Consider the following 23253-nt stretch of genomic DNA (forward strand, 5'->3'; position numbering starts at 1 on the left):
GCGGATGGACAACCCCGTAGCGCTTAGAACGAGGCTTCCAGCGCAGCAATCTCATCGTCGTCGAAACCGGCCTGACGCCGCGCTTCAAGGTTGAACGGCCCGCGCAAACGCGGCGCACCGTATTGTTCGGCCAGCTTGCGATACGTCGGCACGGGGTCCAGCCCTGCGCGCTCGCAGAGCCAGCGGTACCACCGGTTGCCGACCGCGACGTGGCCAATCTCGTCCCGCAGGATGATGTCGAGGATGCCTGCAGCCGCCATATCGCCAGCCTGCGCGAGCTTGGCGCGGATCGGCGGCGAAGCATCGAGCCCGCGCGCCTCCAGCGTGCGCGGCACGAGCGCCATGCGCGCGAGCGGATCGGCGGCGGTTTTCTCCGTCATTTGCCAGAGGCCGTCGTGGGCGGGGTGATCGCCGTAGCGGCAATCCAGCGTGGCCAGATGGGCGGAAAGCAGCGAAAAGTGCGTCGCCTCTTCCGCCGCCACGCGCGTCCAGTCTTGATAGAAGGCCACCGGCATGCCGGCAAAACGCCACACGGCGTCGAGCGCAAGATTGATGGCGTTGAATTCGATGTGCGCGAGCGCGTGCAGCAGCGCGCCCCGACCGCGTGGCGTATCGATCGCACGGCGACGCGGAACCTCGGCAGGCGGCACGAGCACCGGGGCCTCCGGCCGCCCGGGCACACCGCCTTCCGGTGCCGCAATGGCTTCGTCAATGCCCCAGCGCGCGGCGTCGACGCCCTTGGCACGCTCGCCCAGACGAAGGGTGGCGTCCACCTTGCTGGCCGGATCGGTGAGACACAGCGCGGCAAGGGCTGCATGACGGAGCGTGTCAGCGGGCGTTGGGTGGCGAGGTTGCGGAGCGGTCATCAGCGTACAATTTGGACTTTCCGCCATTTTAATTCGACGCATCGGCCTGCCTCGCTCGGCAAGCTTGAAGACGCGCCCATTTCCCCCATTTACGCAGATTCTGGAGACCGATCGCATGGCCCTCTACCAACTCGGCGATGTTGCCCCGACCATTGACGCAAACGCCTATGTGGCCCCGGAAGCGACCGTCATCGGCCGCGTGGAGCTGAAAGCGCGCGCGAGCGTATGGCCCGGCGCCGTCATCCGCGGCGACAACGAGCCGATTACCGTGGGCGAGGCCAGCAACGTGCAGGAAGGCTCGGTGCTGCACACCGATCCGGGCTGCCCGCTGAACATCGGCGACCGCGTAACGATCGGCCACCAGGCCATGCTGCATGGCTGCACGATCGGCGAAGGCTCGCTGATCGGCATTCAGGCGGTGGTGCTCAATCGCGCGGTGATCGGCAAGAACTGCCTGGTGGGCGCGGGTGCGATCGTCACCGAGGGCAAGGTCTTCGAAGACGGCACGCTTATTCTGGGCGCGCCCGCCAAGGCTGTGCGCAAACTGACGGAAGACGACATCGCCAAGATGCACTTGAACACCGAAACGTATGCGGTGCGCCAGGCGATGTACAAGCAGCAACTGAAACGGATCGATGGATGACTGACGAGCTGAAGAAATTTGTATTCGACGCCGCGCCCGTGCGCGGTGAACTGGTGCGCCTGGAAGGGACGTGGCAGGAGGTGCTGGGCCGCCGCCGCTACCCTGCCCCGGTCAGTACTCTGCTGGGCGAGATGATGGCCGCCGCCGCGCTGCTGTCGGCCAACCTCAAGTTCAACGGCGCGCTCGTCATGCAGCTGCACGGCGACGGCCCGGTGCACATGCTGGTCGTGGAGTGCAACTCCGACCTGTCGATGCGCGCCACCGCCAAGATTGCCGAAGACGCTGAGATTGCCGACGACGCCACGCTGGCCGCCATGGTCAACGTGCATGGCAACGGACGATTCGCCATCACGCTCGATCCGCAGGACAAGCTGCCCGGCCAGCAGCCGTATCAGGGCATCGTGCCGCTGTCGGACGAGAATGGACCGCTCGCGAGCATTACCGAGGTGCTTGAGCACTACATGCAAAGCTCCGAGCAGCTGGACACGCGCCTGTGGCTGGCTGCTGACAACAAGGTCGCTTCGGGCATGCTGCTGCAGCGCCTGCCTTCATATGGCGGGGCAATGGAAGGCCGCACCGGCCATGCCCCCGCGCAGGTCGGTGAAACGGGCCAGCCGCTGCACAAGGACGTGCAGGAGCAGGACCTCGACACGTGGGAACGCGTTTGCCAGCTCGGCAAGACCCTGCGCCGCGACGAACTGCTCGAGCAGCCGATCGACACGCTCATCAAGCGCCTGTATTGGGAAGAAATGGAATCGGCCGGCATCCGCATGTTCGAGCCACAGAGCCCGCGTTTTCGCTGCTCGTGCTCTCGGCTGCGCGTGGGCTCCATGCTGCGTACGCTTGGCCAACCCGAAGTCGACAGCATTCTGGAAGAATGCGGCAAGGTGGAAATCGATTGCGAATTCTGCGGCCAGCACTACAGCTTCGATGCTGTGGATTGTGCACAGCTCTTCGCCCAAGAGACGGTCGCACAAGGCATTCAGGAAGCATCCGACCAGCGCCACTGAACACGGCGACATAGTATGAAGTACGCGTGGCGCGCGGCACTTATCAGGGCCGCCCACGCTCTAAGTCGCCAGTTACCTCATCTGCCGCCTGCTGCGGAACGCACCATGTCCGAGCCCACGACTTCGTCCCTACGATCGTTGATTCTTTCACGCGCTGCCGCGCTGGCCTTGCCGCTCGGGGCGGCGCTGCTGGCTTCAGCCTGCGTTGCGGTACCGCGTGGCCCGGGCGGCACACCCTACACCGCCCGGCTGCCGGACGATACGCAGGCTGCGGCACCGGCACCGCTGTCGCCAGAAGAGCGCAAGAAGCTGGACGCGCTGAATGCCAAGGCGCTGCGCGAATCCGATCAGGCCATCCAGCGTGACGCCCAAGCGCGCGCTTATGCGGCCGCGCCCTACTACGCGCCGTATCCGTACTACGGAGGCTATTCGGTGTATTACGGCAGCGGATGGCGCCACCGTGGGGGCTGGGGCGTCAGCTACGGTGCACCCGTCTGGGGCTATCCGTACTACTGGTAAATCCGGGGAGTTGCCTTCAACACGAGCGCGTCTGCGGGACGCGTTCGCACGACAGCGTCAGTGATGCGCCTGCTGGCCCGCCGGAGGAGGCGGTGGCGGCGGGGTTTCGCTGGTTCTCGGGGCCGGTGCGACAAACTGCACGAAGCCTTCGTCGTCCTTGACCATCCCAAGCTCGTAGCGCGCGCGCTCTTCAATGGCGCCCGTGCCTTCCTTCAGGTCCTTCACTTCGCCTTCAAGCTTGGTGTTGCGCAGCTTCAGTTCAGCGTTGCGCTGATTCTGGGCCGTCACCTGCTTCTGCATGTCCCACACGCGCAGCCAGCCACCTTTGCCCAGCCAAAGCGGGTACTGGATGGCAAGCAGCAACAGCAGCAAGAACAGCGTAATCAGGCGCATAGGGACAAGCGTTGGCGGTGCTCGGGCTCCAAATACCATGCGACCGCCAGAGCGGCGGTCGCACAGTCATGCGGAGCAAAACTGCGAGGGATTATCGCAGGTTATAGAACGCCGACTTGCCCGGATAGCTGGCGATATCACCGAGGTCTTCTTCGATGCGCAGCAGCTGGTTGTACTTGGCCATGCGGTCCGAACGCGACAGCGAGCCCGTCTTGATCTGGCCGGCGTTCGTGCCAACAGCGATGTCGGCAATCGTGCTGTCTTCGGTTTCGCCCGAGCGGTGCGAGATCACGGCGGTGTAGCCGGCGCGCTTGGCCATCTCGATGGCGGCAAACGTCTCGGTCAGCGTGCCGATCTGGTTGATCTTGATGAGGATTGAGTTGGCGATGCCCTTCTCGATGCCTTCCTTCAGGATCTTGGTGTTGGTGACGAACAGGTCGTCGCCCACCAGTTGGACTTTCTTGCCGAGCTTTTCGGTCAAGATCTTCCAACCGGCCCAGTCGCTCTCATGCATGCCGTCTTCGATCGACACGATCGGGAACTTGTCAGCCAGGTTCGCCAGATAGTTGGCGAAGTCTTCCGACGACAGCTGCAGGCCTTCGCCTTCAAGGTGGTATTTGCCGTCCTTGTAGAACTCGGACGCGGCGCAGTCCAGCGCCAGCAGCACGTCTTCACCGGCCTTGTAGCCAGCTTGCTCGATGGCCGACAGGATGGTGTTCAGGCACTCTTCGTTGCTGGCGAAGTTCGGTGCGAAGCCGCCTTCGTCGCCCACGGCCGTGCTCATGCCCTTGTCAGCCAGGATCTTCTTCAGCGCATGGAAGATCTCTGCGCCGCAGCGCAGGGCTTCACGGAAGCTCGACTGGCCCACCGGCATCACCATGAATTCCTGGATGTCCAGGCTGTTGTTGGCATGCGCGCCACCGTTGACGATGTTCATCATCGGCACCGGCATCTGCATCGCGCCCGAACCGCCGAAGTAGCGATACAGCGGCAGGCCAGCTTCTTCGGCGGCGGCTTTGGCAACAGCCATCGACACAGCCAGCATAGCGTTCGCGCCCAGGCGACTCTTGTTCTCGGTACCGTCCAGATCAATCAGCGTGCGGTCCAGAAAAGCCTGTTCCGACGCGTCCAGGCCCATGATGGCCTCGGAGATTTCGGTGTTGATGTGCTCGACGGCCTTGAGCACGCCCTTGCCCAGGTAGCGCGACTTATCGCCGTCACGCAGCTCGATAGCTTCGCGCGAGCCGGTGGAGGCGCCCGACGGCACCGCCGCACGGCCCATCACGCCCGATTCCAGCAGCACGTCGCATTCGACGGTGGGGTTGCCGCGCGAGTCCAGCACTTCGCGACCGATGATATCTACGATGGCACTCATGAAAATCCCTCTTGGTGTCTTAAAGCAGGTAACGCTACGAGGTCGACAGGCGGCTTAAACGCCTTCGACCACGATCATGTTCATGTTGGCAGCCTTGGCGCGCGCATTGCGCGCAGCCAGGTATTCCTCGCTGTCGTAGAACGCCTTGGCGGCGTCATAGCTCGGGAACTTGAGCACGACGATGCGGGTAGGGTTCCACTCGCCCTCCAGCTGCTCGGTCTTGCCGCCGCGCACCAGCGGCTCTGCGCCGTGCGCTTGCATGGCTTTGGTGGACAGTGTCTTGTATTGCTCGTACTGCACGGGGTCTGTCACGTCCACGTACGCGAGGATGTAGCCAGCGGCCATGTGTCTCTCTCCGGATGCGGAAACAAAAACTGAACTGAGCCGAACCGAAAACGACATCGGCGGCTGGTGGAGCCGCCGGTCGTCGGGAAAAAATCAGTCGAACTGATTTTCCAGGAAACCGCTGCGCTTGGTGAGCGCATCCAGTTCTTTCAGTACTGACAGCAAGTCTTTCATGCGGCGCAGCGGCACAGCATTCGGGCCGTCTGATTTTGCGCATGCGGGATCAGGGTGCGTTTCCATGAAGACGCCCGACACGCCGGTGGCAATGGCTGCACGTGCCAGCACCGGCACGAACTCGCGCTGGCCGCCTGAGCTGGTGCCCTGGCCGCCCGGCAATTGCACCGAATGCGTGGCGTCGAACACAACCGGCGCGCCCGTCTCGCGCATGATCGCCAGCGAGCGCATGTCCGACACGAGATTGTTGTAACCGAACGAGGCACCGCGCTCGCAGGCCATGAAGTTGTCTTCCGGCAGACCGGCATCGCGGGCAGCGTGACGCGCCTTGTCGATGACATTCTTCATGTCGTGCGGCGCGAGGAACTGGCCCTTCTTGATGTTAACGGGCTTGCCGCTCTGTGCGCAGGCGCGGATGAAATCGGTCTGACGGCACAGGAACGCCGGCGTCTGCAAGACGTCCACGACTTCCGCCACGGGCTTGATCTCGTCGATCTCGTGGATGTCGGTCAGTACCGGCACGCCCACCTGGCGACGAACTTCCGCCAGAATGCGCAGCCCCTCTTCCATGCCCAGACCGCGGAACGAGGCGTCCGACGAGCGATTCGCCTTGTCGAACGACGACTTGTAGATGAACGGAATGCCCAGCTCGCCCGTGATCTCCTTGAGCGTGCCGGCGGTATCGATCGCCATCTGCTCGGATTCGATCACGCAGGTGCCGGCAATCAGGAAGAACGGTTTGTCGAGGCCGACTTCGAAATCGCAGAGTTTCATCGTATTTCCCGTGCGCCAGCGCGTTAGGCGACAGCGCGTTGCGCGGTCTGGTTGTGATGCGCCAGCGCGGCTTCCACGTAGGCCTTGAACAGCGGATGGCCGTCACGCGGCGTCGAGGTGAATTCCGGGTGGAACTGCACGCCGACGAACCACGGGTGCATCGACGCCGGCAGCTCCATCATTTCCGGCAGGTTTTCCGACGGCGTGCGCGCGGAGATGATCATCCCGGCCTTTTCCAGCTGAGGCACGTAGTGATTGTTCACCTCGTAGCGGTGACGATGGCGCTCGTTGACTTCCGCGCCATAGATTGCCGCTGCCTTGGTACCGGATTGCACCGGCACGCGCTGCGAGCCCAGACGCATGGTGCCGCCCAGGTCGGAGTCGGCCGAGCGCTTTTCCACGCGGCCATCGCGATCCAGCCACTCGGTGATGAGCGCGACCACCGGGTGTTCGGTCTCGTCGTTGAATTCGGTGCTGTTGGCGTCTTTCATGCCGGCCAGATGGCGGGCGAATTCGATCACGGCCAACTGCATCCCCAGGCAGATGCCCAGGTACGGCACGCCCTTTTCACGGGCGTACTGAATTGCGCGGATCTTGCCTTCCGTACCGCGCTTGCCGAAACCACCCGGCACCAGAACCGCGTCCAGCGTGTCCAGCACCTGCGTATGGCCCGACTCCAGCTCTTCGGAATCGATGTACTCGATATTGACGCGCGTCGAGGTATGCAGGCCAGCGTGGCGCAACGCCTCGATCAGCGACTTGTACGACTCGGTCAGGTCGACATACTTGCCGACCATGCCGATGGTGATCTCGTGCTGCGGATTTTCCAGCGTGTGCACCATATGCGCCCACACCGACAGGTCTGCCGGCGGCGCTTCGATGCGCAGCTCTTCGCAGATGATGCGATCCAGCCCCTGCTCGTTGAGCATTTGCGGGATCTTGTAGATGGTGTCGACATCCCACACCGAAATGACCGCGTCCTGCGGCATGTTGGCGAAGAGCGAAATCTTTGCGCGCTCGTCGTCGGGAATCGGGCGGTCGGCGCGGCACAGCAGCGCGGTCGGCTGCACGCCGATTTCGCGCAGCTTCTGCACCGAGTGCTGGGTCGGCTTGGTCTTCAGTTCACCAGCGCTGGCAATGAACGGCACCAGCGTCAGGTGTGCGAACGCCACCTGGTTGCGACCCAGGCGCAGGCTCATCTGACGTGCGGCTTCCAGGAACGGCAGCGATTCGATATCGCCGACCGTACCGCCGATTTCCACGATCGCCACATCGGCCTTGCCGTCGTGTGAGGCCGCGGCACCGCGCTCAATGAACGCCTGGATTTCGTTGGTGATATGCGGAATCACTTGCACCGTCTTGCCGAGATACTCGCCGCGACGCTCCTTGCGGATCACGGATTCGTAAATCTGGCCGGTGGTGAAGTTGTTTGCCTTGCGCATCTTGGCCGAGACAAAACGCTCGTAGTGGCCAAGATCGAGGTCGGTTTCTGCGCCGTCCTCGGTCACAAACACTTCGCCGTGCTGGAACGGGCTCATCGTGCCCGGGTCGACGTTGATGTAAGGATCGAGTTTGAGGAGGGTGACTTTGAGGCCGCGCGACTCAAGAATGGCCGCGAGCGAGGCGGCGGCGATGCCCTTGCCGAGTGAGGACACTACGCCACCGGTAACGAATACGAACTTGGTCATGACCTAGCTTGCCGGGGAAAGCCGGATTATAGCAAAGGTCCCCTCTCCGATCCGTGACAGAACAGTGGAATTTGCCCCGAGGCAGCCTCGCCTATGCGGCGTGCCGCATGGCGCCTGCGTTGGCGCGCATTTCGTTGATCAACTCGCGGATCAACTGGGCCGTTTCGAGCGGCTTTTCCATCGGATAAAGATGACTGCCTTCGATCCAGCGCAGCCGCCCGCCCACGACGCGCCGGGTCGCGCCCAGTCCGACTTGGCGAATCTCGCGCGAACGCGTGCCAGCCACAAAGCTCACCGGGAATGCCGTGCCGCCAGCGACTTTGCGCCCCATGTTGGTCGGCAATGTCCGATAGATTTGGTATTCGATTTCGCGCGAGAAGCGTAGTGTGCGCTCGCGGTCACGGCCCGTGGGCTCGGTGCCATGCTCGACATAGTCGCGCAGCACGTCTTCATCCCAACGATCGAACTTGCGCTTGGCCTTGAAGTGGCTCCAGACGGCGTCGAGATCGGGCCACAGATGGCGCCGGTTCTTCGTCGCTGCGGCAGGCGATTGGCTCTCGTCGATGTCCAGCCATTGCGCTACGCGCAGCAGCTTGGCGCGCCATCCCGCGATGATCGGCGAATCGAGCATCACGACGCCACGCACGCGCTCGGGCCGGCGCAGCGCCGCCATCAAACTCAAGAAGCCGCCCAGCGAATGACCCACCAGCCAGACCGGCTCGGGCTGCGCGTCGATTTCGGCGAGCAACTCCTTCACAAGACCGGGCCAGGAACGGGTCACCGGAAAATGCGGATCATGCCCAAAACGCTCCACGGCGCGGATGTCGAATTCGTCACTCAGCACGCCCAGCATCTTGCGATACGTTCCCACGGGAAAGCCGTTGGCATGCGAAAAAAGCATCACATCGCGCATCGCAGGTCCCTGTGCCGCTCAGTGCGACTTCTGCGATCCGCCGGCCACGCGCTGGATCGTGGAAACCTGCTCCAACGCAGGACCGGGCGCGCGTTCCGGCACGGCTGGCGCGTCGGCGGCGGGCGGCGCAATGCGCACGGGTCCGACCTCCGCGGAAGGATGGCCTTCGCGGCGCAGCGGGTATAACGGCGAAGTGCCGGTTTCCCAATCCGGATCGTCGATTTCTGCAAACACCTGGCGCAGACGCTTGCCCCATGTGCCCCGAATCATCGCGAAATATGGGTTCTCTTCGTCGATGGCGACAAAGCGCGTCACACGCAGGGAGTCGGCCTCATAGACCAGCAGATCCAGCGGCAAGCCCACGGAAATATTCGATTTCAGCGTTGAATCCATCGAAATCAGCGCGCATTTTGCAGCTTCGTCCAGCGGCAGCCCCGGGCTGACCACGCGGTCGATGATCGGCTTGCCGTACTTGGCTTCGCCGATCTGGAAATAGCAATTCTCGGGCGTGGCTTCAATGAAGTTGCCTGCCGCATAGACGTTGAACAGGCGCGGCCGCTCTGCGCCGATCTGCCCGCCGAAGACGATGCTGACGTTGAAGTCGATTTTGGCCTTGGCCAGCGCTGCCGCGTCGCGGTCGTAAACGTCGCGCACGGCCTCGCCAACAATCGTGGCGGCCTCGAACATGTCCCGTGCCGTCCACAGAGAGCGCGGCTTGCCGCGCGCTTCGGTCAGCACTTGGCGCACCGCCTGACTGATCGCCAGATTGCCGGCCGTCAGCAGCACCATGACGCGATCGCCTTCGCGCTCGAAGACGGTCATTTTGCGGAACGTGGAAATGGCGTCCACTCCCGCATTCGTGCGGGAGTCGGACAGGAACACAAGGCCTGCGTCCAGGCGCATGGCGACGCAATAAGTCATGGGCGAAGCAACAAACGGAAACGGTGGTTTGAAGGCATTCTAGCGCGCCGATCGCAACCCATCCGCGCGCTTGGAAGAGGTGCTCAATTCACTCGGGTAGCCTCGGCGGGCAACGGCTCAATGGAAATGCTGACATCCAGCGACTCCGCGCCCCCGCCCTGCCGCACGCCGCGCACCGGCGCCGCAGACTGGTAATCGCGCCCGACCGCCAATCGGATGTGGCGAGCATCGGTAAAGCACTGGTGGGTGACGTCGATGCTGCACCACGTGTGCGATTCGGCATCGAGGCAAACGTCGGCCCACGCGTGGCTGGCGAGGTCCTCTTCGCCCACGGCGTGGAAATAGCCGCTGACATAGCGTGCCGGCACGCCCAGCGCCCGGCAGCAAGCAACCATCACCTGCGCCTGGTCCTGGCATACGCCCGTGCCCAGGCCGAACGCCTCCGCAGCGGTGGTGCCGACGTGGGTGGTGTTCGGTTTGTAGCTCACGCGCGTAGCGATGGCTTGCGCAAGGCGCACTGCAGATTCCGCGTCGCCTTGCACCAGCCTGTGCTCTCGCGCAAAGTTGATCATTTCCGGCGGCGCGGAAGTCAGCGGTGTGGCACTCAGAAAGTACAGCGGCGAAACGCGATAGCGCCCTTGCCCCGGCGCATCGACAAACCGTTGGCTGCCGGGGGCGCCCGCAGGAAACACCTCAACAATGCCACGCGCGTCGATGATGACGTCATCCGTACGGCTGCCAAGGGTGAAGTGATGGACGACGTTGCCGAAACCGTCGGTGGCGCGCGTGAGGTTGCCGGGCGCGTGGATCTGCCAGCTGTCCACCTGCTGCAGCTCGCCGCTGCGAGGTGTCAGCCGCAGCTCATGCACGCTGTGGCGCAGCGGCTCGGCATAACGGTAGACCGTCGTGTGTCGAATTTGGTATTTCACGATGACACGGGCGCTACCCGAAAGTGGCGCCCCGATGTATGCACATTGTCCTGCACGTCAGGCCACCTCGAGCGGCACCAGGAAATCCTGGCTGATGCCGTTGCCCAGGTCGCCGATCCGCTCCAGGAAGTTGGTCAGCCAAGCATGCAGGCCGACCGCAAAAATATCTTCGATGCGGGCGTACCGCAGATCGGCGTGCAGTTTACCAGCGCGACGCTCGGTCTCTGCCGATTGACTGTTGCGCACAGTCGAAAGAATCTCAACCACTTCGTCCATGCTGGCCAGCAGCGAGCGCGGCATATCGCTGCGCAGAATCAGCAACTCCGCCACACGCGTCGGCGTGATGACATTGCGATAGATCTTGCGATAGACCTCGAAGCCTGACACCGAACGCAGCGTGGCGGCCCAATGGTAGAAGTCGCCCTGCTCCGCCGCGGTTTCATCGCGCGTGGGCGTGGACTGAAACTTCACGTCAAGCAGCCGTGCAGTGTTGTCGGCACGTTCCAGAAAGGTGCCCAGGCGCATGAAATGGAACGCGTCGTCCGTCAGCATGGTGCCGACCTGCACGCCGCGTGACAGATGCGAGCGGAACTTCACCCATTCAAAGAATTGCGATGGATCGTCGCGCAACATGCCTTCGGCAATCAGGCGCTGCACATCCAGCCACGTGGTGTTGATGGTTTCCCACACCTCCGTTGTGAGGGAGCCGCGCACGGCTCGGGCGTTTTCGCGCGCGCCGCGCAGGCAGCTCATGATCGACGACGCGTTGGTCATGTCGCGCACCATGAAGTCAATCACGTCGTCGCGCGAAAGCAGGCCGTAGCGGTCGGCAAAAACCCGGGTGAGTTCGGAAATATCGAGCATTGCCCACCAGCCCTGCTCCGCCACTTCGGCCGATTGCGGCATCAGCGAGGTCTGGTAGTTCACGTCGAGCATGCGGGCGGTGTTCTCGGCGCGTTCGGTATAGCGCGCCATCCAGAAAAGGTGGTCTGCGGTGCGGCTGAGCATGGCGTTCCCTTCTACGTATTCGATATGCGATTGATCGACTGCCAGTTGCGACAATGCGCGAGCGTTCAGCGCTCCAGCACCCACGTATCCTTCGTCCCGCCTCCCTGCGACGAGTTGACCACCAGCGAGCCCGCCCGCAACGCCACACGCGTGAGGCCACCGGGCACCATGCGCACATCCTTTCCGGACAGCACGAACGGCCGCAGATCAATATGGCGCGGCGCGATGCCGGCTTCCACATACGTTGGGCAAGTCGACAACGCCAGCGTGGGCTGGGCAATGTATTGCTCCGGACGGGCCTTCACCACCTCACGGAAAGCAGCAATCTCTTCCTGCGTCGCGGCCGGGCCGACCAGCATGCCGTAGCCGCCCGCACCGTGCGTTTCCTTGACCACCAGCTCTCCCATGTGGTCGAGCACGTATTGCAGGTCGTCCGGTCGACGGCACATGTACGTCGGCACGTTATTGAGGATCGGCTCCTCGCCGAGGTAGAAGCGGATCATGTCCGGCACGTACGGATAGATCGACTTGTCGTCTGCCACGCCGGTGCCGATCGCATTGCAAATGGTGACGTTGCCCGCGCGATAGACCGACAGCAGCCCTGCCGCACCCAGGGAAGAATCCGGCCGGAACACCAGCGGATCGAGGAAGTCGTCGTCCACCCGGCGATAGATGACGTCGATGCGCTGGGGGCCCTGCGTCGTGCGCATGTAGAGATGATCGTCCTGCACGAAAAGGTCGTGCCCCTCCACCAGCTCAACGCCCATCTGCTGCGCAAGGAACGCGTGCTCGAAATACGCCGAGTTGTACATGCCCGGCGTAAGCACCACCACCGTCGGGTCGGCAATGTTCTGCGGCGACACGCTGCGCAGCATGTCGAGCAGCATGTCGGGGTAATGCGCGACCGGCGCCACACGATTGCGTGCGAACAACTCCGGAAACAGCCGCATCATCATCTTGCGGTTTTCCAGCATGTACGAGACCCCCGAGGGCACGCGCAGATTGTCTTCCAACACGTAGAACTCGCCCTCCCCAGCACGCACGATGTCGATGCCGGCCACGTGGGCGTAGATATCGCGCGGCACGTCCACGCCGAGCATGTCGGGGCGGTATTGGGCGTTGTTGTAGATCTGATCGGGCGGAATGACACCAGCACGCAGAATGTTCTGCTCGTGATAGATGTCGTGCAGGAAGCGGTTGAGCGCATCAACGCGTTGCCGCAGGCCGCGCTCGAGCGTCGCCCACTCGCTGGCCGGGAAGATGCGCGGAATGATATCGAACGGAATCGTACGCTCGGTGCCGCTATTCGACTCGTCCTTGTCGCCGTACACGGCAAAAGTGATACCGACACGGCGGAAGATCAGATCTGCCTCGGCGCGCTTGTTCTGCAGCGTTGTGGCGGACTGCGCGCCCAGCCATTCAGCGAAACGTCCGTAGTGGCCGCGTACCTCACCCTGTTGGACGAGTGCTGCCGGGGCCGGTTCGGCGGCATGGGGGTTGCGGTCCCCATCATGCCAGCTGAGCATTTCATCGTAGAACCGGACTGCCATGCTTTTCTCCCCTGACGGCGCCGCGCGGTGTACGCGGCACGTGGTTTTTATAGCACAGCGGTTTTGACCCCCACAATGGGGCCAACCCGTTATGCCACCAAGTTTACGGCTGAGCGTCGAAGGCGCCGGTGGCCGTTGCCAGGGGTTCCACTTCCTGCGAGGAAGACCAGTACCGCAGGCGCATGGTGCGCGCGGTCTGGACGTCCAGCACATTGCCGTCGGTCTCGATGACGACGGCACCGGTCTTGTCCGTGCGCAAACCGTCGATGTCGCGCGCCACGTAGCGCTGCCAGACCTGCGGATGCGGATGTCCGTACCGATTGCGGTAGCCGACCTGGAAAACCGCCACCTGCGGAGAAACTGCGTCCAAAAACGCGCCGCTGGAGCTTGTCTTGCTGCCGTGATGCGGCACAAGCAAGATGTCTGCCATCAGTCGCTGCGGCGTTTCGGCAGCGATGAGGGCGCTTTCCTGGGCGGCTTCGATATCGCCGGTCAGCAGCGCAGCGTGGCGGCCATTGGCGATGCGCAGTACACAGCTGCGGGCGTTGCTGGACACGCGCTCGCTTTTTGCGGGCAGGCGCAGCGGGTGCAGCACTTCAAAGACGACGCCGTCCCACGCCCATGCTTGCCCAGCCAAACAATCGGTGAAACGGATGCCGTTTTCATTGGCCACGCTGCGCAGGGCATGCCCCTGGGGCAAAGACGCCAACATGGTGCGCACTGGCACCGCGTCGATCACCGTTTCGGTGCCACCGGCGTGGTCGCTGTCTTCGTGGCTGACGACGAGCGTGTCGAGTGATTCGGCGCCATGGCCGCGCAGGTAGGGAGTGATGACGCGGGCGGCAGCATCCGCATGGTCACCGTACCGCGGGCCGGTGTCGAATAGAAGGCGATGGCTGGCTGTTTCGACCAATGCCGCTGCACCTTGGCCGATATCGAACGCGACAAGCCGAAATTCACCCGGCCCTGGTGCTGGCTCGCGCGCCAGCACCAGCGGCAAGAGGAGCAAGGCGCCTTGAGCGCGCCATGCCCATGCACGCATGCCGCCGGGCAGCAGCAATAACGCCACGCCAACCATCGACAGCACCAACGCCCACACGGGCGCGACCGGCGCAATCCACACCGCCCACCGCGGCTGTGCCAGCCACTCAAGCCAAGTGGCCAGCCAGCGGAAGCTCGCGTCGGCTAACACCAGCACCAGCTGCGCAAGCGGATCTGGAAGGGCCGCCCCGATCAGCGCCAGCGGTGTCGTCACGAAACTCACGGTGGGAATCGCCAGCCCGTTGGCCACCGCGGAGACCACCGAGGTCTGCTGGAACAACAGCAAGGTCAATGGCAACAGGCCGAATGTGACCGCAAGCTGGATCCGCGTACCGCCCGCCAATGCACGCTGGGCGCGTTCGATCCAGCCGCTTATTTTGTCATCGCGCCGCCCGTCGAGAGCCATCTGCGCGGCGATGAATATGATCGCCACCGCGCCGAATGACAACCAGAACCCGGCCGACATAACCGCCCACGGGTCCACCACCGCTACCACGGCGGCCGCCCAGCAAAGCGACAGGCTGGCCGGCACATTGCGATCGGTCAGCCTGGCGATGGCGACAGTGGACAGCATCAGCAGCGTGCGTTGCGCGGGCACGCCCATCCCAGCAAGCAGGCAGTAGCCAAGCGCAGCCAGCATGGCCGCGATGGCGCCTGCGCGCGGGGTAGGCATGCGCAACGGCAACGGCGTGCGCAGCCAGCGCGCCAGCCCAAACGACCGGCGCCACAACGCCATCCACAACGCAGCAAACAGCCCGGCGATCATCGTGATGTGCAAGCCCGAAATGCTGGCGAGGTGGCTGATGCCTGTGCGGCGGAACAGGTCCCAGTCGTCGCGGGCGATGCCGCTTTGGTCGCCCACCACGAGCGCCACCATGACGGCCGCGTAGCGCGCATCGGGCAAGGCATCGAGGATGTGGCGCCGCACGCTGGCACGCCAGCGCTCTACGTCAACGCCGAAACCGGTGCCGGCCTCTTCCAGCGCGATGTTCTGGGCGCGTTTGCCCGTGCGCACATAGCCGATGGCGCGGATGTTGTCGGCCAGCATCGCGTATTCGCCATCGAAACCGCCGGGGTTGGTCAGGCTGTGCGGGCGCTTGACGCGCAGCGTCAGTTGCCAGCGCTGGCCGGGTTGCAGATCAGGGATGCCGGCACGTCGGTCGGGCTTTGCGCCCTCCTCGCTTACGTTGTCCCAGGTTCGTGCGCCATACCAGGACAGGCGCACGCGCGGTGGCACGGCATCACCCGCATTGCTGGATTCAATGTGGAAGAGAAAACGCGTGGCGTCGTCGCCGTTCTGCGGCAGCTCGGCCACCACGCCGGTCGCGATGATGTCCTTGCCTTCCCACGCGGGGCTGAGGGCCACGGCCATGCGCTGCTGTGCGCGCCAATCGCTCCAGCCAAACCCCGCCGCGATGGTGCTGGCGACCAGCAACCCGGGAAACAGCATCGGCCGACGCCGCAGAAAAGCTACCAGCAGCAGACAGAGCAGCAACACGCCCAGCGGCTGCCACACCGGCGCCAGCGCCGCCTGCATCTGCAATGCCATGCAGCCGGCAACAAAGCCGATCAACCACAGACGCACGCGCGGCCGTCAGACTGGCAACAGCGCTGCCAGGCGAGGAATGGCTTCGATGCTGTTGCGGCGGGCCTGGGCAGCAAGCGCCTCGATGGGGATGCCACGCAATTGCGCCATCGCGTCGGCGATACGCGCGACCTCCGTGGGTGCATTGCGCACTCGGCCCTGCTCGCCAAACTGATCGTCGGCCAGCCAAGCGGGGGCCAGGTCGGGCGCGTCGGTTTCCAGCACGATCGACTCGATCGGCATGTCCTGCGCCAGTCGACGCACGCGATTGGCGCGCGAGAAGGTAAAGACGCCGCCAAACCCCAGCTTGAAACCGGAATCGACAAAGCGACGCGCCTGTTCCGGGCTGCCGTTGAACGCATGCGCAATGCCGCGCACCCCCGCCTTGGCGGCAGCGCTGTGCACTTGGTCCTGAGACTTGCGCACGTGCATCAGCACGGGCAAGTCAAATTCACGAGCGATGCGTAGTTGCGCGCGGAACACGGCGGTCTGCCGCGCAACGTCGTAGTCGGGAATGAAGAAATCGAGGCCGATCTCGCCAACGGCCACAAAGCGCGGATCGTCCATTGACGCGGCGATCTGGCGGCGCAGTTCGAGCAAGTCATCGTCACTGGCCTGCGCCGCGTAGATCGGATGAATACCCAGCGCATAGCTGCAGCCGGCATGCCGATGTGCCAACGCCCGCACCGTATCGAGATTCCAGCGGGCAACCGCCGGCACGACGATGTGGTTGACGCCCGCCGCATGCGCCTGCGCGACGACCGCATCGCGGTCGGCATCAAAGTCGCTGGCATCGAGGTGGCAATGGGTGTCGATCCACATAGTCCGTTCTGCGTTGGAAAAGGCGGCAACGTACCGGAAAGCGCGGCATTCAGGAATCCGTCTTTTCCGATTGTGCCGCCCGGCTCAACGCTCTTGGTGCAAATGGCCTTCCCGCAGGCGGAAAATGCGGTCGCAGCGGCCTGCCAGTTCGATATCGTGTGTGACGATGACGAAGCTGGTGCCCAGCGTGCGTGTAAGTTCCAGCATCAGGTCAAACACTTCACCGGCGGTGTGGTCGTCGAGATTGCCTGTAGGCTCATCAGCCAGCACGCAAGCCGGAGACCCGACCAGCGCGCGCGCAATCGCCACGCGTTGGCGCTCGCCGCCGGATAGCTCGCCCGGACGGTGCGCCGTGCGCGGGCCCAGCCCCACGCGTTCGAGCATCGCTTGCGCGGTGTGGCGCGCTTGCGCCTCTTCCACGCCACGAATGCGCAGCGGCATCGCGACGTTGTCCAGTGCGGTGAATTCCGGCAGCAGATGGTGGAACTGATAGACGAAGCCCAGCGCCTGGTTGCGCAGCGTATTGCGCTCGCGCTCTTTCATTGCGGTGAAAGGCTTGCCGAGCAGCGAGACGCGCCCCGACGTCGGCTCATCCAGCCCGCCCAGCACATGCAGCAACGTGCTCTTGCCCGAGCCCGAAGCGCCGACAATGGCGACCTTCTCGCCCACGCCGATGCGGATGTCCACGCCCTTGAGCACGTCGACATTCAAACCGCCCTGATGAAACGACTTGGAGAGTCCTTCGGCCTGCACCACCACGCCCTGCGGCGCGGCGGCCGGCGCTTCCATGGAAGTCATGACGGCCTCACTCATAGCGCAGCGCCTCCGCCGGATTCACGCGCGAGGCGTGCCAGCTTGGATACAGCGTCGCCACTGACGCAAGGATGAAGGAAATGATGCCAATGGTCGCAATGTCGTTCACGCGGGGGTCCGAGGGCAGTTCGCTGATGAAGTAAATGTCACGCGGCAGGAATTGCACGTGGAAGAGACGCTCGATGAAAGGCACGATCACGTCGATGTTGTATGCGATGAGCGTGCCGAAGCCGACGCCGAGCAACGTGCCGATAAACCCGATCGCCACGCCCTGCACAATAAAAATCTTCATGATTGAACTCGGCTGCGCGCCCATCGTGCGCAGGATGGCAATGTCGGCCTGCTTGTCCGTCACCGTCATCACCAGCGTGGACACTAGGTTGAACGCCGCCACGGCGATGATCAGCGTGAGGATGATGAACATCATCTTTTTCTCGGTCTTCACAGCGGCAAACCAGTTGCGGTTCTGGCGCGACCAGTCGCGGATGTACAGCTCGCCGGTCAGCGTGCGTGACAGGGCTTCGGCCACCTGCGGGGCGCGGTCCATGTCCACCAGCTTCAGGCGCACGCCGGTCGGGCCGTCCAGGCGGAACAGGCGCTCGGCGTCTTCCATATTGACCAGCGCCAGCGAGCTGTCGAACTCGTAGTGACCCGATTCGAAGATGCCCGTCACAGTGAACTGCTTCAGACGCGGCAACACGCCCGCCGGGGTGATGGTGCCCTGTGGTGCCACCAGCGTGACCTTGTCCCCCTGGTGCACGCCCAGGCCGTTGGCCAGTTGGCTACCCAGGGCGATGCCGAATTCGCCGGGTTTCAGATCGTCGATCGTGCCAGATTTGAAATCCTTGGCAATGTCCGACACCTTCGGCTCGTCCGCCGGCGACACCCCGCGCAGCAGCACGCCGCGCACCGCCTCGTCCCGCGTGATCATGGCCTGCGCGCCCACGTATGGCGCCGCGCCGATGACTTCCTTGTTCTGCATCGCCTCATTGGCGGTACGCTGCCAGTCCGGCAGACTGTTCGGCGCCATCACTTCGATATGCGCCAGCACCGACAGCATGCGGTCCCGCACTTCCTTCTGGAAGCCGTTCATGACCGAAAGCACGATGATCAGCGCTGCCACCCCCAGCGCAATGCCGAGCATGGAGATGAGCGAAATGAAAGAGATGAAGCTGTTGCGGCTGGCGCGCTTGCTTGCGCGTGTATACCGCCAGCCGATCTGCCATTCGTATGGAAGTTTCAAAGGGGGTTCCCCGTGGGTGTGATTTGTCCGGCTCACTGGCCGACGAGCCGGAAGTTTACAATCTCGGAGCCATGATTCCTGAACTCACCCTGATTGTCCCGTTTTGCGCGCCCGCTGCCGAGGTGGCCGACGACGCTTACCGTCAATTGACCTTGCCAGGCCTGGAAAGGTTGCTCGCCCGTGCGCGCGAGGCAGAACGCGAGCGCCACGACGACGCCTACCTGCCCACGCTGCCGCACGAGCGCTGGCTGGCTGCGCATGCCGGGGTGCCCATTTCTCCGCTGCCGTCGGCGCCGTACATGCGCCTGGCGGACGGCGGCAGCGCCGACACGCGCACCTGGGCCTGCCTGCAGCCGGTCCACATCCACGCCGCCCGGGACCATCTGGTGATGCTCGACCCGGCCCAGCTCCGCCTGGAAGCCGCCGACGCCGAAGCGCTGCGCGCCGCCATCGCTCCCCTGGTTGACGAGATGGGCATCACGCTCGATGCCACGCACGCCGCGCGCTGGTACGTCGCCGACTCGCCCTTTGGCGACCTGATTGCCGCCGCGCCGCAGCGCGCCACCGGCCACAACATCGACATCTGGATGCACAAAGGCGAGCAGGAGCGCGCCTGGCGCAAGTTCCAGAACGAAATTCAGATGACGTGGTACGACCACCCCGTCAACCAAGCGCGCGAGGCGCGTGGGCTGCTTCCGGTCAATTCGGTCTGGCTGTTTGGCCAGGGCGCGCTGGTCGATGCCCGCCCGATTGCTGAACGCATGATCGGCGCAGATCCGTTCTTCGCCGGCCTGTGTCACGCCGGCAACGCTACCGAGCTGTGCGCGGAAATGCTGGCCGCCGTGCCGTTCGACGACACAAGCGCCGCCGCGCTGCTGGGCGACGCCGGCAAGCCGTATCTCTCCGCCAACTGGTACGACTGGATCGAAGCCCTGCGCGCGTACGACCGCGACTGGTTCACCCCCGCCGCCGATGCGCTGGCCGACGGCCGAATCGACGCCGTCTCGCTCGTGCTGACCGGCGACTCGCACTACGCCCACTACCGTGTCACCCGCCGCGAACTCGCCATTGGCCCGTTTGGTTGGCTGCGCCGCTTCAGTCGTCCACGCACCTTGCGTGATGCGCTCTCCCCGCTTTCCATGGCCGCTTGAGCCTGATCCTGCATGACCCGCATCGCTGTCCGTTCGCATTCCGCTGACGCCGCCACCACGCTGGCCGGCCACGGCATCCACCCTGTGCTCGCACGCATCCTCGCCGCCCGGGGCGTCGCCCGGCCCGACGAACTGTCGACCGAGCTGATCGACCTCCTGCCGCCCGCGCAACTCAAGGGCATTGACGACGCAGCGCGTTACCTCGCCGACGCCATCGCCGCCGGCAAGCGCCTGCTGATCATTGCCGACTACGACTGCGACGGCGCCACCGCCTGCGCCGTCGGCATGCGCGGCTTGCGCATGCTCGGCGCACAGGTCAGCTACATCGTCCCGAACCGCTTTGAATACGGCTACGGCCTGTCGCCCGAAATCGTGGCACTGGCCGCGCGCGAGAAGCCGGACGTGCTGGTCACCGTCGATAACGGCATCGCCGACGTGGCGGGCGTGGCTGCGGCCAATGCGCTGGGCATCGACGTTGTCGTGACAGACCACCACATGCCCGGGGCGCACTTGCCCGAGGCGCGCGTGATCGTCAACCCGAACCAGCCGGGCTGCGGCTTCCCGAGCAAGAATCTGGCAGGCGTTGGCGTGATGTTCTACGTGCTGCTGGCGCTGCGGGCGGAGTTGCGCAAGCGCGGCGTATTCACTCCGCAGGATCAGCCGCGCTTGGATGCGCTGCTCGATCTGGTGGCACTCGGCACCGTGGCCGACGTGGTCAAGCTCGACGCCAACAACCGCCTGCTGGTCGCGCAAGGCCTCAAGCGCATGCGCGCGGGGCGGATGTGCCCGGGCATTGCCGCGCTGTTCCGCGTGGCTGGCCGCGAGGCGCGTCGCGCGTCGACGTTCGACCTGGGCTTCGGCCTGGGCCCGCGCCTGAACGCCGCCGGGCGCCTGGCCGACATGTCACTGGGCATCGAATGCCTGCTCACCGATGACTACGACCGCGCCATGGCCATCGCCGCCGAACTCGACGGCATGAACCGCGAGCGCCGCGAGATCGAAGCCGGCATGCAGCAGGAAGCGCTCGCCATCCTTGACAGCATGAACGCCCTGGATGGCGCGGGCCGCCACACCATCGCGGTCTACAACGAGACGTGGCACCAGGGTGTGATCGGCATCGTCGCCTCTCGCATCAAGGACAAATTCCACCGCCCCGTCTTCACCTTCGCGCCCGGCGACGACGGCGTCATCAAGGGCTCGGGCCGTTCGATTCCCGGCTTCCACCTGCGCGATGCGCTGGACGCCGTACACAAGCGCAGCCCGGGCCTGATCGTGAAGTTCGGCGGCCACGCCATGGCGGCAGGACTCACGCTGCGCGAAGACGGTTTCGATGCATTCGTCTCCACCTTCGAGGCCGTCGGCCGCGAATGGCTGACCGAGGCGCTGCTCTCACGCGTGCTCGAAACCGACGGCGAGGCGGACCCGGAATGCTTCACACCGCAGTTCGTCGAGCTGCTTGAAACCCAGGTCTGGGGTCAGGGCTTTCCGGCACCAAGCTTCTGCGGCGAATTCGATGTGCTCTCGCAGGCCGTGCTGAAAGACAAGCACCTGAAGCTCAAGCTCGGCCGCGGCAAGCAGCATTTCGACGCGATCTGGTTCAACCACGCAGAGCCGCTGGGTGCCTCGGCGTATGTGGCCTACCGGCTCGACAACAACACCTTCAACGGCATCACGCGCGTGCAGATGGTGATCGAGCATGCGCAATAGTGGATTGGTCAAACCTTGCGCCAACGCATAAACACATGCCAAAACTGTCTGACGGCGCACGGATGACGCTGCGGTCGGGCACGGCCGGTGCGTTACAATGCGGGATTGCCGGCATGGGGACGCACAAGCATCCATGGCCGCGCGCCCCACGAATTCCTAGCTTCAACTTCCAAGCGAAATGACTCACGTCGTTACCGAAAGCTGTGTCCGCTGCAAGTACACCGACTGCGTGGACGTCTGCCCCGTCGACTGCTTCCGTGAAGGCCCGAACTTCCTGACGATTGATCCGGACGAGTGCATCGACTGCGCCGTCTGCGTGGCCGAGTGCCCGGTCAACGCCATCTATGCCGAAGAAGACGTGCCCGCTGATCAGCAGAAATGGATCGCCATCAATGTCGAGCTTGCACAAGCCGGCTGGCCGTCCATCACCAAGACCAAGCAACCCTTGCCCGACGCCGACGACTGGAAGGACGTGAAGGACAAGGAGCAGTACCTCGACCGCGGCTGAACTAGTTGAGTGAACTTGCCCGGCACATTTTTTGTAGTGCATCGCAAAAAAGGTGTTGACGGGCAGATCGGAAACTAGCTAGAATTCATTTCTTCGCTGTTGCAGCGATTCCCCGATAGCTCAGTCGGTAGAGCGCCGGACTGTTAATCCGTAGGTCCCTGGTTCGAGCCCAGGTCGGGGAGCCAAAATAACAAAACGCCTCGCTTCGTGCGGGGCGTTTTCATTTGTGGCGTCGGTGTCGTGTATTGTTTTGCACCCGCCCCAAGCCCGAGTGGTGAAATTGGTAGACACCGCGGACTTAAAATCCGCTGCGCCCTAATCGGCGCGTGCCGGTTCGATCCCGGCCTCGGGCACCAATCCTTTCTTCGCCTCCCCTCGCGCCCTTCCCCTCCAGCGCCTTACGATGCGCAGCACGCATGCGCCTTCGGTGCTTCTTCGTATTCGTCGTGACGGCGCACCCATGACAAGGGGCCGGCTTCGTTGCGGCCGAGCGGCGCGCGATCGAGCAGTAGCAGCGTACCCACCATGTCTTCCAAGCCGCGCGCATAGGTCGAGTACGTGTGGAAGATATCGCCCGCCTCGTCCTTGTAAAACGCGCTTAATCCGGGCAGCTCGTCATGAGCTTCTTCGCGGGGCGTAGCGGTGTAGTTGTAGTCGACCGAGCCGCTAGCGAGTTCGTCTTGCGAGAAGCTCACGCGATAGTCGTGATTGAACGTTGTGCCGAACGACGACACCCACGGGAATTGCCAGCCCATGCGCTTCTTGTAAGCCGCGATTTTGTCCATCGGCGCGCGCGACACGGCGACGAACGTCACGTCATGGTGGTTCAGATGCGTGAGCATGCCGCCAACATGGTCGGAGAAGAAGGAGCACCCTGGGCAGCCCGCATCCCAGTCGGGCCCGAACATGAAGTGGTAGACCACCAACTGGCTACGGCCGTCGAACAACTCGGCCAGCGTCTTCTTGCCTTCCGATGATTCAAATACGTATTCCGTGTCGACCTTGACCCACGGCAGCGCCTGGCGCTCGGCGTTGACGGCGTCGCGCAGGTGGATGGCCTCTTTCTCGCGCGCCAGCAACGCTCGGCGCCTGATGAGCCATTCGTCTCTTGAAACTACGGGATGCGTTTGCATGGTTGCCCCTCTGTCTAAGACTCAGGACTTCATACTAGGCGGCCTCACTCGAATGAAAAGCCGCGGCGCGCAAGTCGCCACCCGGATGCGACTTACGCGCCATCGAAGAGAATCAGCCGTCTCTGCACATGCAACTGCAGGT

22 protein-coding genes and 2 tRNA genes are annotated in these 23253 nt (G+C 63.8%); 8 read left to right on the forward strand and 16 right to left on the reverse strand.

The window, feature by feature from the left end:
* Window positions 1-23: 23 nt before the first annotated feature.
* Entirely contained in the window at window positions 24-866 is an 843-nt protein-coding gene (locus tag BM136_RS08965; protein WP_175537107.1) for a ferritin-like domain-containing protein, read from the reverse strand.
* A 115-nt stretch (window positions 867-981) separates the two neighbouring features.
* Here BM136_RS08965 and BM136_RS08970 point away from each other — a divergent pair, with 115 nt between their 5' ends.
* The 3 genes from BM136_RS08970 (at window position 982) to BM136_RS08980 (ending at window position 3038) form a co-directional block, all read left to right on the forward strand.
* A complete protein-coding gene (locus tag BM136_RS08970) occupies window positions 982-1509 on the forward strand; it encodes a gamma carbonic anhydrase family protein (RefSeq protein ID WP_004626140.1) in 528 nt (175 codons plus the stop codon).
* Window positions 1506-2519, forward strand: coding sequence for an Hsp33 family molecular chaperone HslO (locus tag BM136_RS08975; RefSeq protein WP_092971530.1), 1014 nt, complete (start codon window positions 1506-1508; stop codon window positions 2517-2519). The genes BM136_RS08970 and BM136_RS08975 overlap by 4 nt, the downstream gene beginning before the upstream one ends.
* Before the next feature lie 105 nt (window positions 2520-2624).
* Complete coding sequence (locus BM136_RS08980; RefSeq protein ID WP_092971531.1) at window positions 2625-3038, forward strand: hypothetical protein; 414 nt, start codon at window positions 2625-2627, stop codon at window positions 3036-3038.
* Between the two features lie 57 nt (window positions 3039-3095).
* On the opposite strand, the gene ftsB is transcribed toward BM136_RS08980, so the two are convergent.
* The 14 genes from ftsB to BM136_RS09050 all read right to left on the reverse strand — a co-directional run bounded on the left by ftsB (window position 3096) and on the right by BM136_RS09050 (window position 18612).
* Window positions 3096-3431: a cell division protein FtsB gene (gene ftsB, locus BM136_RS08985; protein WP_027677705.1), complete on the reverse strand. Its 336-nt coding sequence runs from the start codon at window positions 3429-3431 to the stop codon at window positions 3096-3098.
* Between the two features lie 91 nt (window positions 3432-3522).
* Complete coding sequence (eno, locus tag BM136_RS08990) at window positions 3523-4806, reverse strand: phosphopyruvate hydratase (RefSeq protein WP_092971532.1); 1284 nt, start codon at window positions 4804-4806, stop codon at window positions 3523-3525.
* A gap of 54 nt (window positions 4807-4860) precedes the next feature.
* Window positions 4861-5151 carry a DUF1330 domain-containing protein gene (locus tag BM136_RS08995; RefSeq protein WP_065857508.1) on the reverse strand — a complete coding sequence of 97 codons (291 nt, stop codon included), beginning with the start codon at window positions 5149-5151 and terminating at the stop codon, window positions 4861-4863.
* A 93-nt stretch (window positions 5152-5244) separates the two neighbouring features.
* The gene (gene kdsA, locus BM136_RS09000) at window positions 5245-6099 is read right to left on the reverse strand and encodes a 3-deoxy-8-phosphooctulonate synthase (protein WP_092971533.1); all 855 of its coding nucleotides are present in this window, start codon (window positions 6097-6099) and stop codon (window positions 5245-5247) included.
* A 23-nt stretch (window positions 6100-6122) separates the two neighbouring features.
* Window positions 6123-7787 carry a CTP synthase gene (locus tag BM136_RS09005; protein WP_092971534.1) on the reverse strand — a complete coding sequence of 555 codons (1665 nt, stop codon included), beginning with the start codon at window positions 7785-7787 and terminating at the stop codon, window positions 6123-6125.
* Window positions 7788-7878: 91 nt separating this feature from the next.
* Window positions 7879-8700 (reverse strand): alpha/beta fold hydrolase, encoded by an 822-nt coding sequence (locus tag BM136_RS09010; protein WP_092971535.1) that lies wholly within the window; start codon window positions 8698-8700, stop codon window positions 7879-7881.
* An 18-nt stretch (window positions 8701-8718) separates the two neighbouring features.
* Window positions 8719-9621, reverse strand: a complete 903-nt coding sequence (locus tag BM136_RS09015) for a proteasome-type protease (RefSeq protein ID WP_092971536.1) — start codon at window positions 9619-9621, stop codon at window positions 8719-8721.
* 83 nt (window positions 9622-9704) lie between these two features.
* Window positions 9705-10550 (reverse strand): transglutaminase family protein, encoded by an 846-nt coding sequence (locus tag BM136_RS09020; protein WP_092971537.1) that lies wholly within the window; start codon window positions 10548-10550, stop codon window positions 9705-9707.
* 57 nt (window positions 10551-10607) lie between these two features.
* Window positions 10608-11558: an alpha-E domain-containing protein gene (locus BM136_RS09025; RefSeq protein WP_092971878.1), complete on the reverse strand. Its 951-nt coding sequence runs from the start codon at window positions 11556-11558 to the stop codon at window positions 10608-10610.
* A gap of 65 nt (window positions 11559-11623) precedes the next feature.
* Window positions 11624-13108, reverse strand: coding sequence for a circularly permuted type 2 ATP-grasp protein (locus BM136_RS09030; RefSeq protein ID WP_092971538.1), 1485 nt, complete (start codon window positions 13106-13108; stop codon window positions 11624-11626).
* A gap of 103 nt (window positions 13109-13211) precedes the next feature.
* Entirely contained in the window at window positions 13212-15734 is a 2523-nt protein-coding gene (locus BM136_RS09035) for a DNA internalization-related competence protein ComEC/Rec2 (RefSeq protein ID WP_092971539.1), read from the reverse strand.
* A 9-nt stretch (window positions 15735-15743) separates the two neighbouring features.
* Entirely contained in the window at window positions 15744-16556 is an 813-nt protein-coding gene (locus BM136_RS09040; protein WP_092971540.1) for a TatD family hydrolase, read from the reverse strand.
* Between the two features lie 84 nt (window positions 16557-16640).
* Window positions 16641-17369 (reverse strand): lipoprotein-releasing ABC transporter ATP-binding protein LolD, encoded by a 729-nt coding sequence (gene lolD / locus BM136_RS09045; RefSeq protein ID WP_092971541.1) that lies wholly within the window; start codon window positions 17367-17369, stop codon window positions 16641-16643.
* Complete coding sequence (locus BM136_RS09050; RefSeq protein ID WP_092971542.1) at window positions 17362-18612, reverse strand: lipoprotein-releasing ABC transporter permease subunit; 1251 nt, start codon at window positions 18610-18612, stop codon at window positions 17362-17364. Before BM136_RS09050 ends, lolD begins: the two co-directional genes overlap by 8 nt.
* A gap of 71 nt (window positions 18613-18683) precedes the next feature.
* On the opposite strand from BM136_RS09050, the gene BM136_RS09055 reads away from it, so the two are divergent.
* The 5 genes from BM136_RS09055 (at window position 18684) to BM136_RS09075 (ending at window position 22334) form a co-directional block, all read left to right on the forward strand.
* Window positions 18684-19763, forward strand: coding sequence for a hypothetical protein (locus BM136_RS09055; protein ID WP_092971543.1), 1080 nt, complete (start codon window positions 18684-18686; stop codon window positions 19761-19763).
* A 12-nt stretch (window positions 19764-19775) separates the two neighbouring features.
* Entirely contained in the window at window positions 19776-21470 is a 1695-nt protein-coding gene (gene recJ, locus BM136_RS09060) for a single-stranded-DNA-specific exonuclease RecJ (RefSeq protein WP_092971544.1), read from the forward strand.
* 178 nt (window positions 21471-21648) lie between these two features.
* A complete protein-coding gene (gene fdxA, locus BM136_RS09065) occupies window positions 21649-21978 on the forward strand; it encodes a ferredoxin FdxA (RefSeq protein ID WP_004626101.1) in 330 nt (109 codons plus the stop codon).
* Window positions 21979-22087: 109 nt separating this feature from the next.
* A tRNA-Asn gene (locus BM136_RS09070) sits at window positions 22088-22163 on the forward strand.
* An 80-nt stretch (window positions 22164-22243) separates the two neighbouring features.
* Window positions 22244-22334, forward strand: a tRNA-Leu gene (locus tag BM136_RS09075).
* A gap of 42 nt (window positions 22335-22376) precedes the next feature.
* Here BM136_RS09075 and BM136_RS09080 read toward each other — a convergent pair.
* Entirely contained in the window at window positions 22377-23111 is a 735-nt protein-coding gene (locus BM136_RS09080; RefSeq protein WP_092971545.1) for a DUF899 domain-containing protein, read from the reverse strand.
* Window positions 23112-23253: the final 142 nt, after the last annotated feature.

The sequence above is a fragment of the Ralstonia sp. NFACC01 genome (genome assembly GCF_900115545.1).
GTDB lineage: Bacteria > Pseudomonadota > Gammaproteobacteria > Burkholderiales > Burkholderiaceae > Ralstonia > Ralstonia mojiangensis.

Excerpts from the sequence above, each read along its gene's own strand:
- BM136_RS08965 (WP_175537107.1), bottom strand. The coding sequence starts at position 866 with ATGACCGCTCCGCAACCTCGCCACCCAACGCCCGCTGACACGCTCCGT.
- BM136_RS08970 (WP_004626140.1), top strand. The coding sequence starts at position 982 with ATGGCCCTCTACCAACTCGGCGATGTTGCCCCGACCATTGACGCAAAC.
- BM136_RS08975 (WP_092971530.1), top strand. The coding sequence starts at position 1,506 with ATGACTGACGAGCTGAAGAAATTTGTATTCGACGCCGCGCCCGTGCGC.
- BM136_RS08980 (WP_092971531.1), top strand. The coding sequence starts at position 2,625 with ATGTCCGAGCCCACGACTTCGTCCCTACGATCGTTGATTCTTTCACGC.
- ftsB (WP_027677705.1), bottom strand. The coding sequence starts at position 3,431 with ATGCGCCTGATTACGCTGTTCTTGCTGCTGTTGCTGCTTGCCATCCAG.
- eno (WP_092971532.1), bottom strand. The coding sequence starts at position 4,806 with ATGAGTGCCATCGTAGATATCATCGGTCGCGAAGTGCTGGACTCGCGC.
- BM136_RS08995 (WP_065857508.1), bottom strand. The coding sequence starts at position 5,151 with ATGGCCGCTGGCTACATCCTCGCGTACGTGGACGTGACAGACCCCGTG.
- kdsA (WP_092971533.1), bottom strand. The coding sequence starts at position 6,099 with ATGAAACTCTGCGATTTCGAAGTCGGCCTCGACAAACCGTTCTTCCTG.
- BM136_RS09005 (WP_092971534.1), bottom strand. The coding sequence starts at position 7,787 with ATGACCAAGTTCGTATTCGTTACCGGTGGCGTAGTGTCCTCACTCGGC.
- BM136_RS09010 (WP_092971535.1), bottom strand. The coding sequence starts at position 8,700 with ATGCGCGATGTGATGCTTTTTTCGCATGCCAACGGCTTTCCCGTGGGA.
- BM136_RS09015 (WP_092971536.1), bottom strand. The coding sequence starts at position 9,621 with ATGACTTATTGCGTCGCCATGCGCCTGGACGCAGGCCTTGTGTTCCTG.
- BM136_RS09025 (WP_092971878.1), bottom strand. The coding sequence starts at position 11,558 with ATGCTCAGCCGCACCGCAGACCACCTTTTCTGGATGGCGCGCTATACC.
- BM136_RS09030 (WP_092971538.1), bottom strand. The coding sequence starts at position 13,108 with ATGGCAGTCCGGTTCTACGATGAAATGCTCAGCTGGCATGATGGGGAC.
- BM136_RS09040 (WP_092971540.1), bottom strand. The coding sequence starts at position 16,556 with ATGTGGATCGACACCCATTGCCACCTCGATGCCAGCGACTTTGATGCC.
- lolD (WP_092971541.1), bottom strand. The coding sequence starts at position 17,369 with ATGAGTGAGGCCGTCATGACTTCCATGGAAGCGCCGGCCGCCGCGCCG.
- BM136_RS09055 (WP_092971543.1), top strand. The coding sequence starts at position 18,684 with ATGATTCCTGAACTCACCCTGATTGTCCCGTTTTGCGCGCCCGCTGCC.
- recJ (WP_092971544.1), top strand. The coding sequence starts at position 19,776 with ATGACCCGCATCGCTGTCCGTTCGCATTCCGCTGACGCCGCCACCACG.
- fdxA (WP_004626101.1), top strand. The coding sequence starts at position 21,649 with ATGACTCACGTCGTTACCGAAAGCTGTGTCCGCTGCAAGTACACCGAC.
- BM136_RS09080 (WP_092971545.1), bottom strand. The coding sequence starts at position 23,111 with ATGCAAACGCATCCCGTAGTTTCAAGAGACGAATGGCTCATCAGGCGC.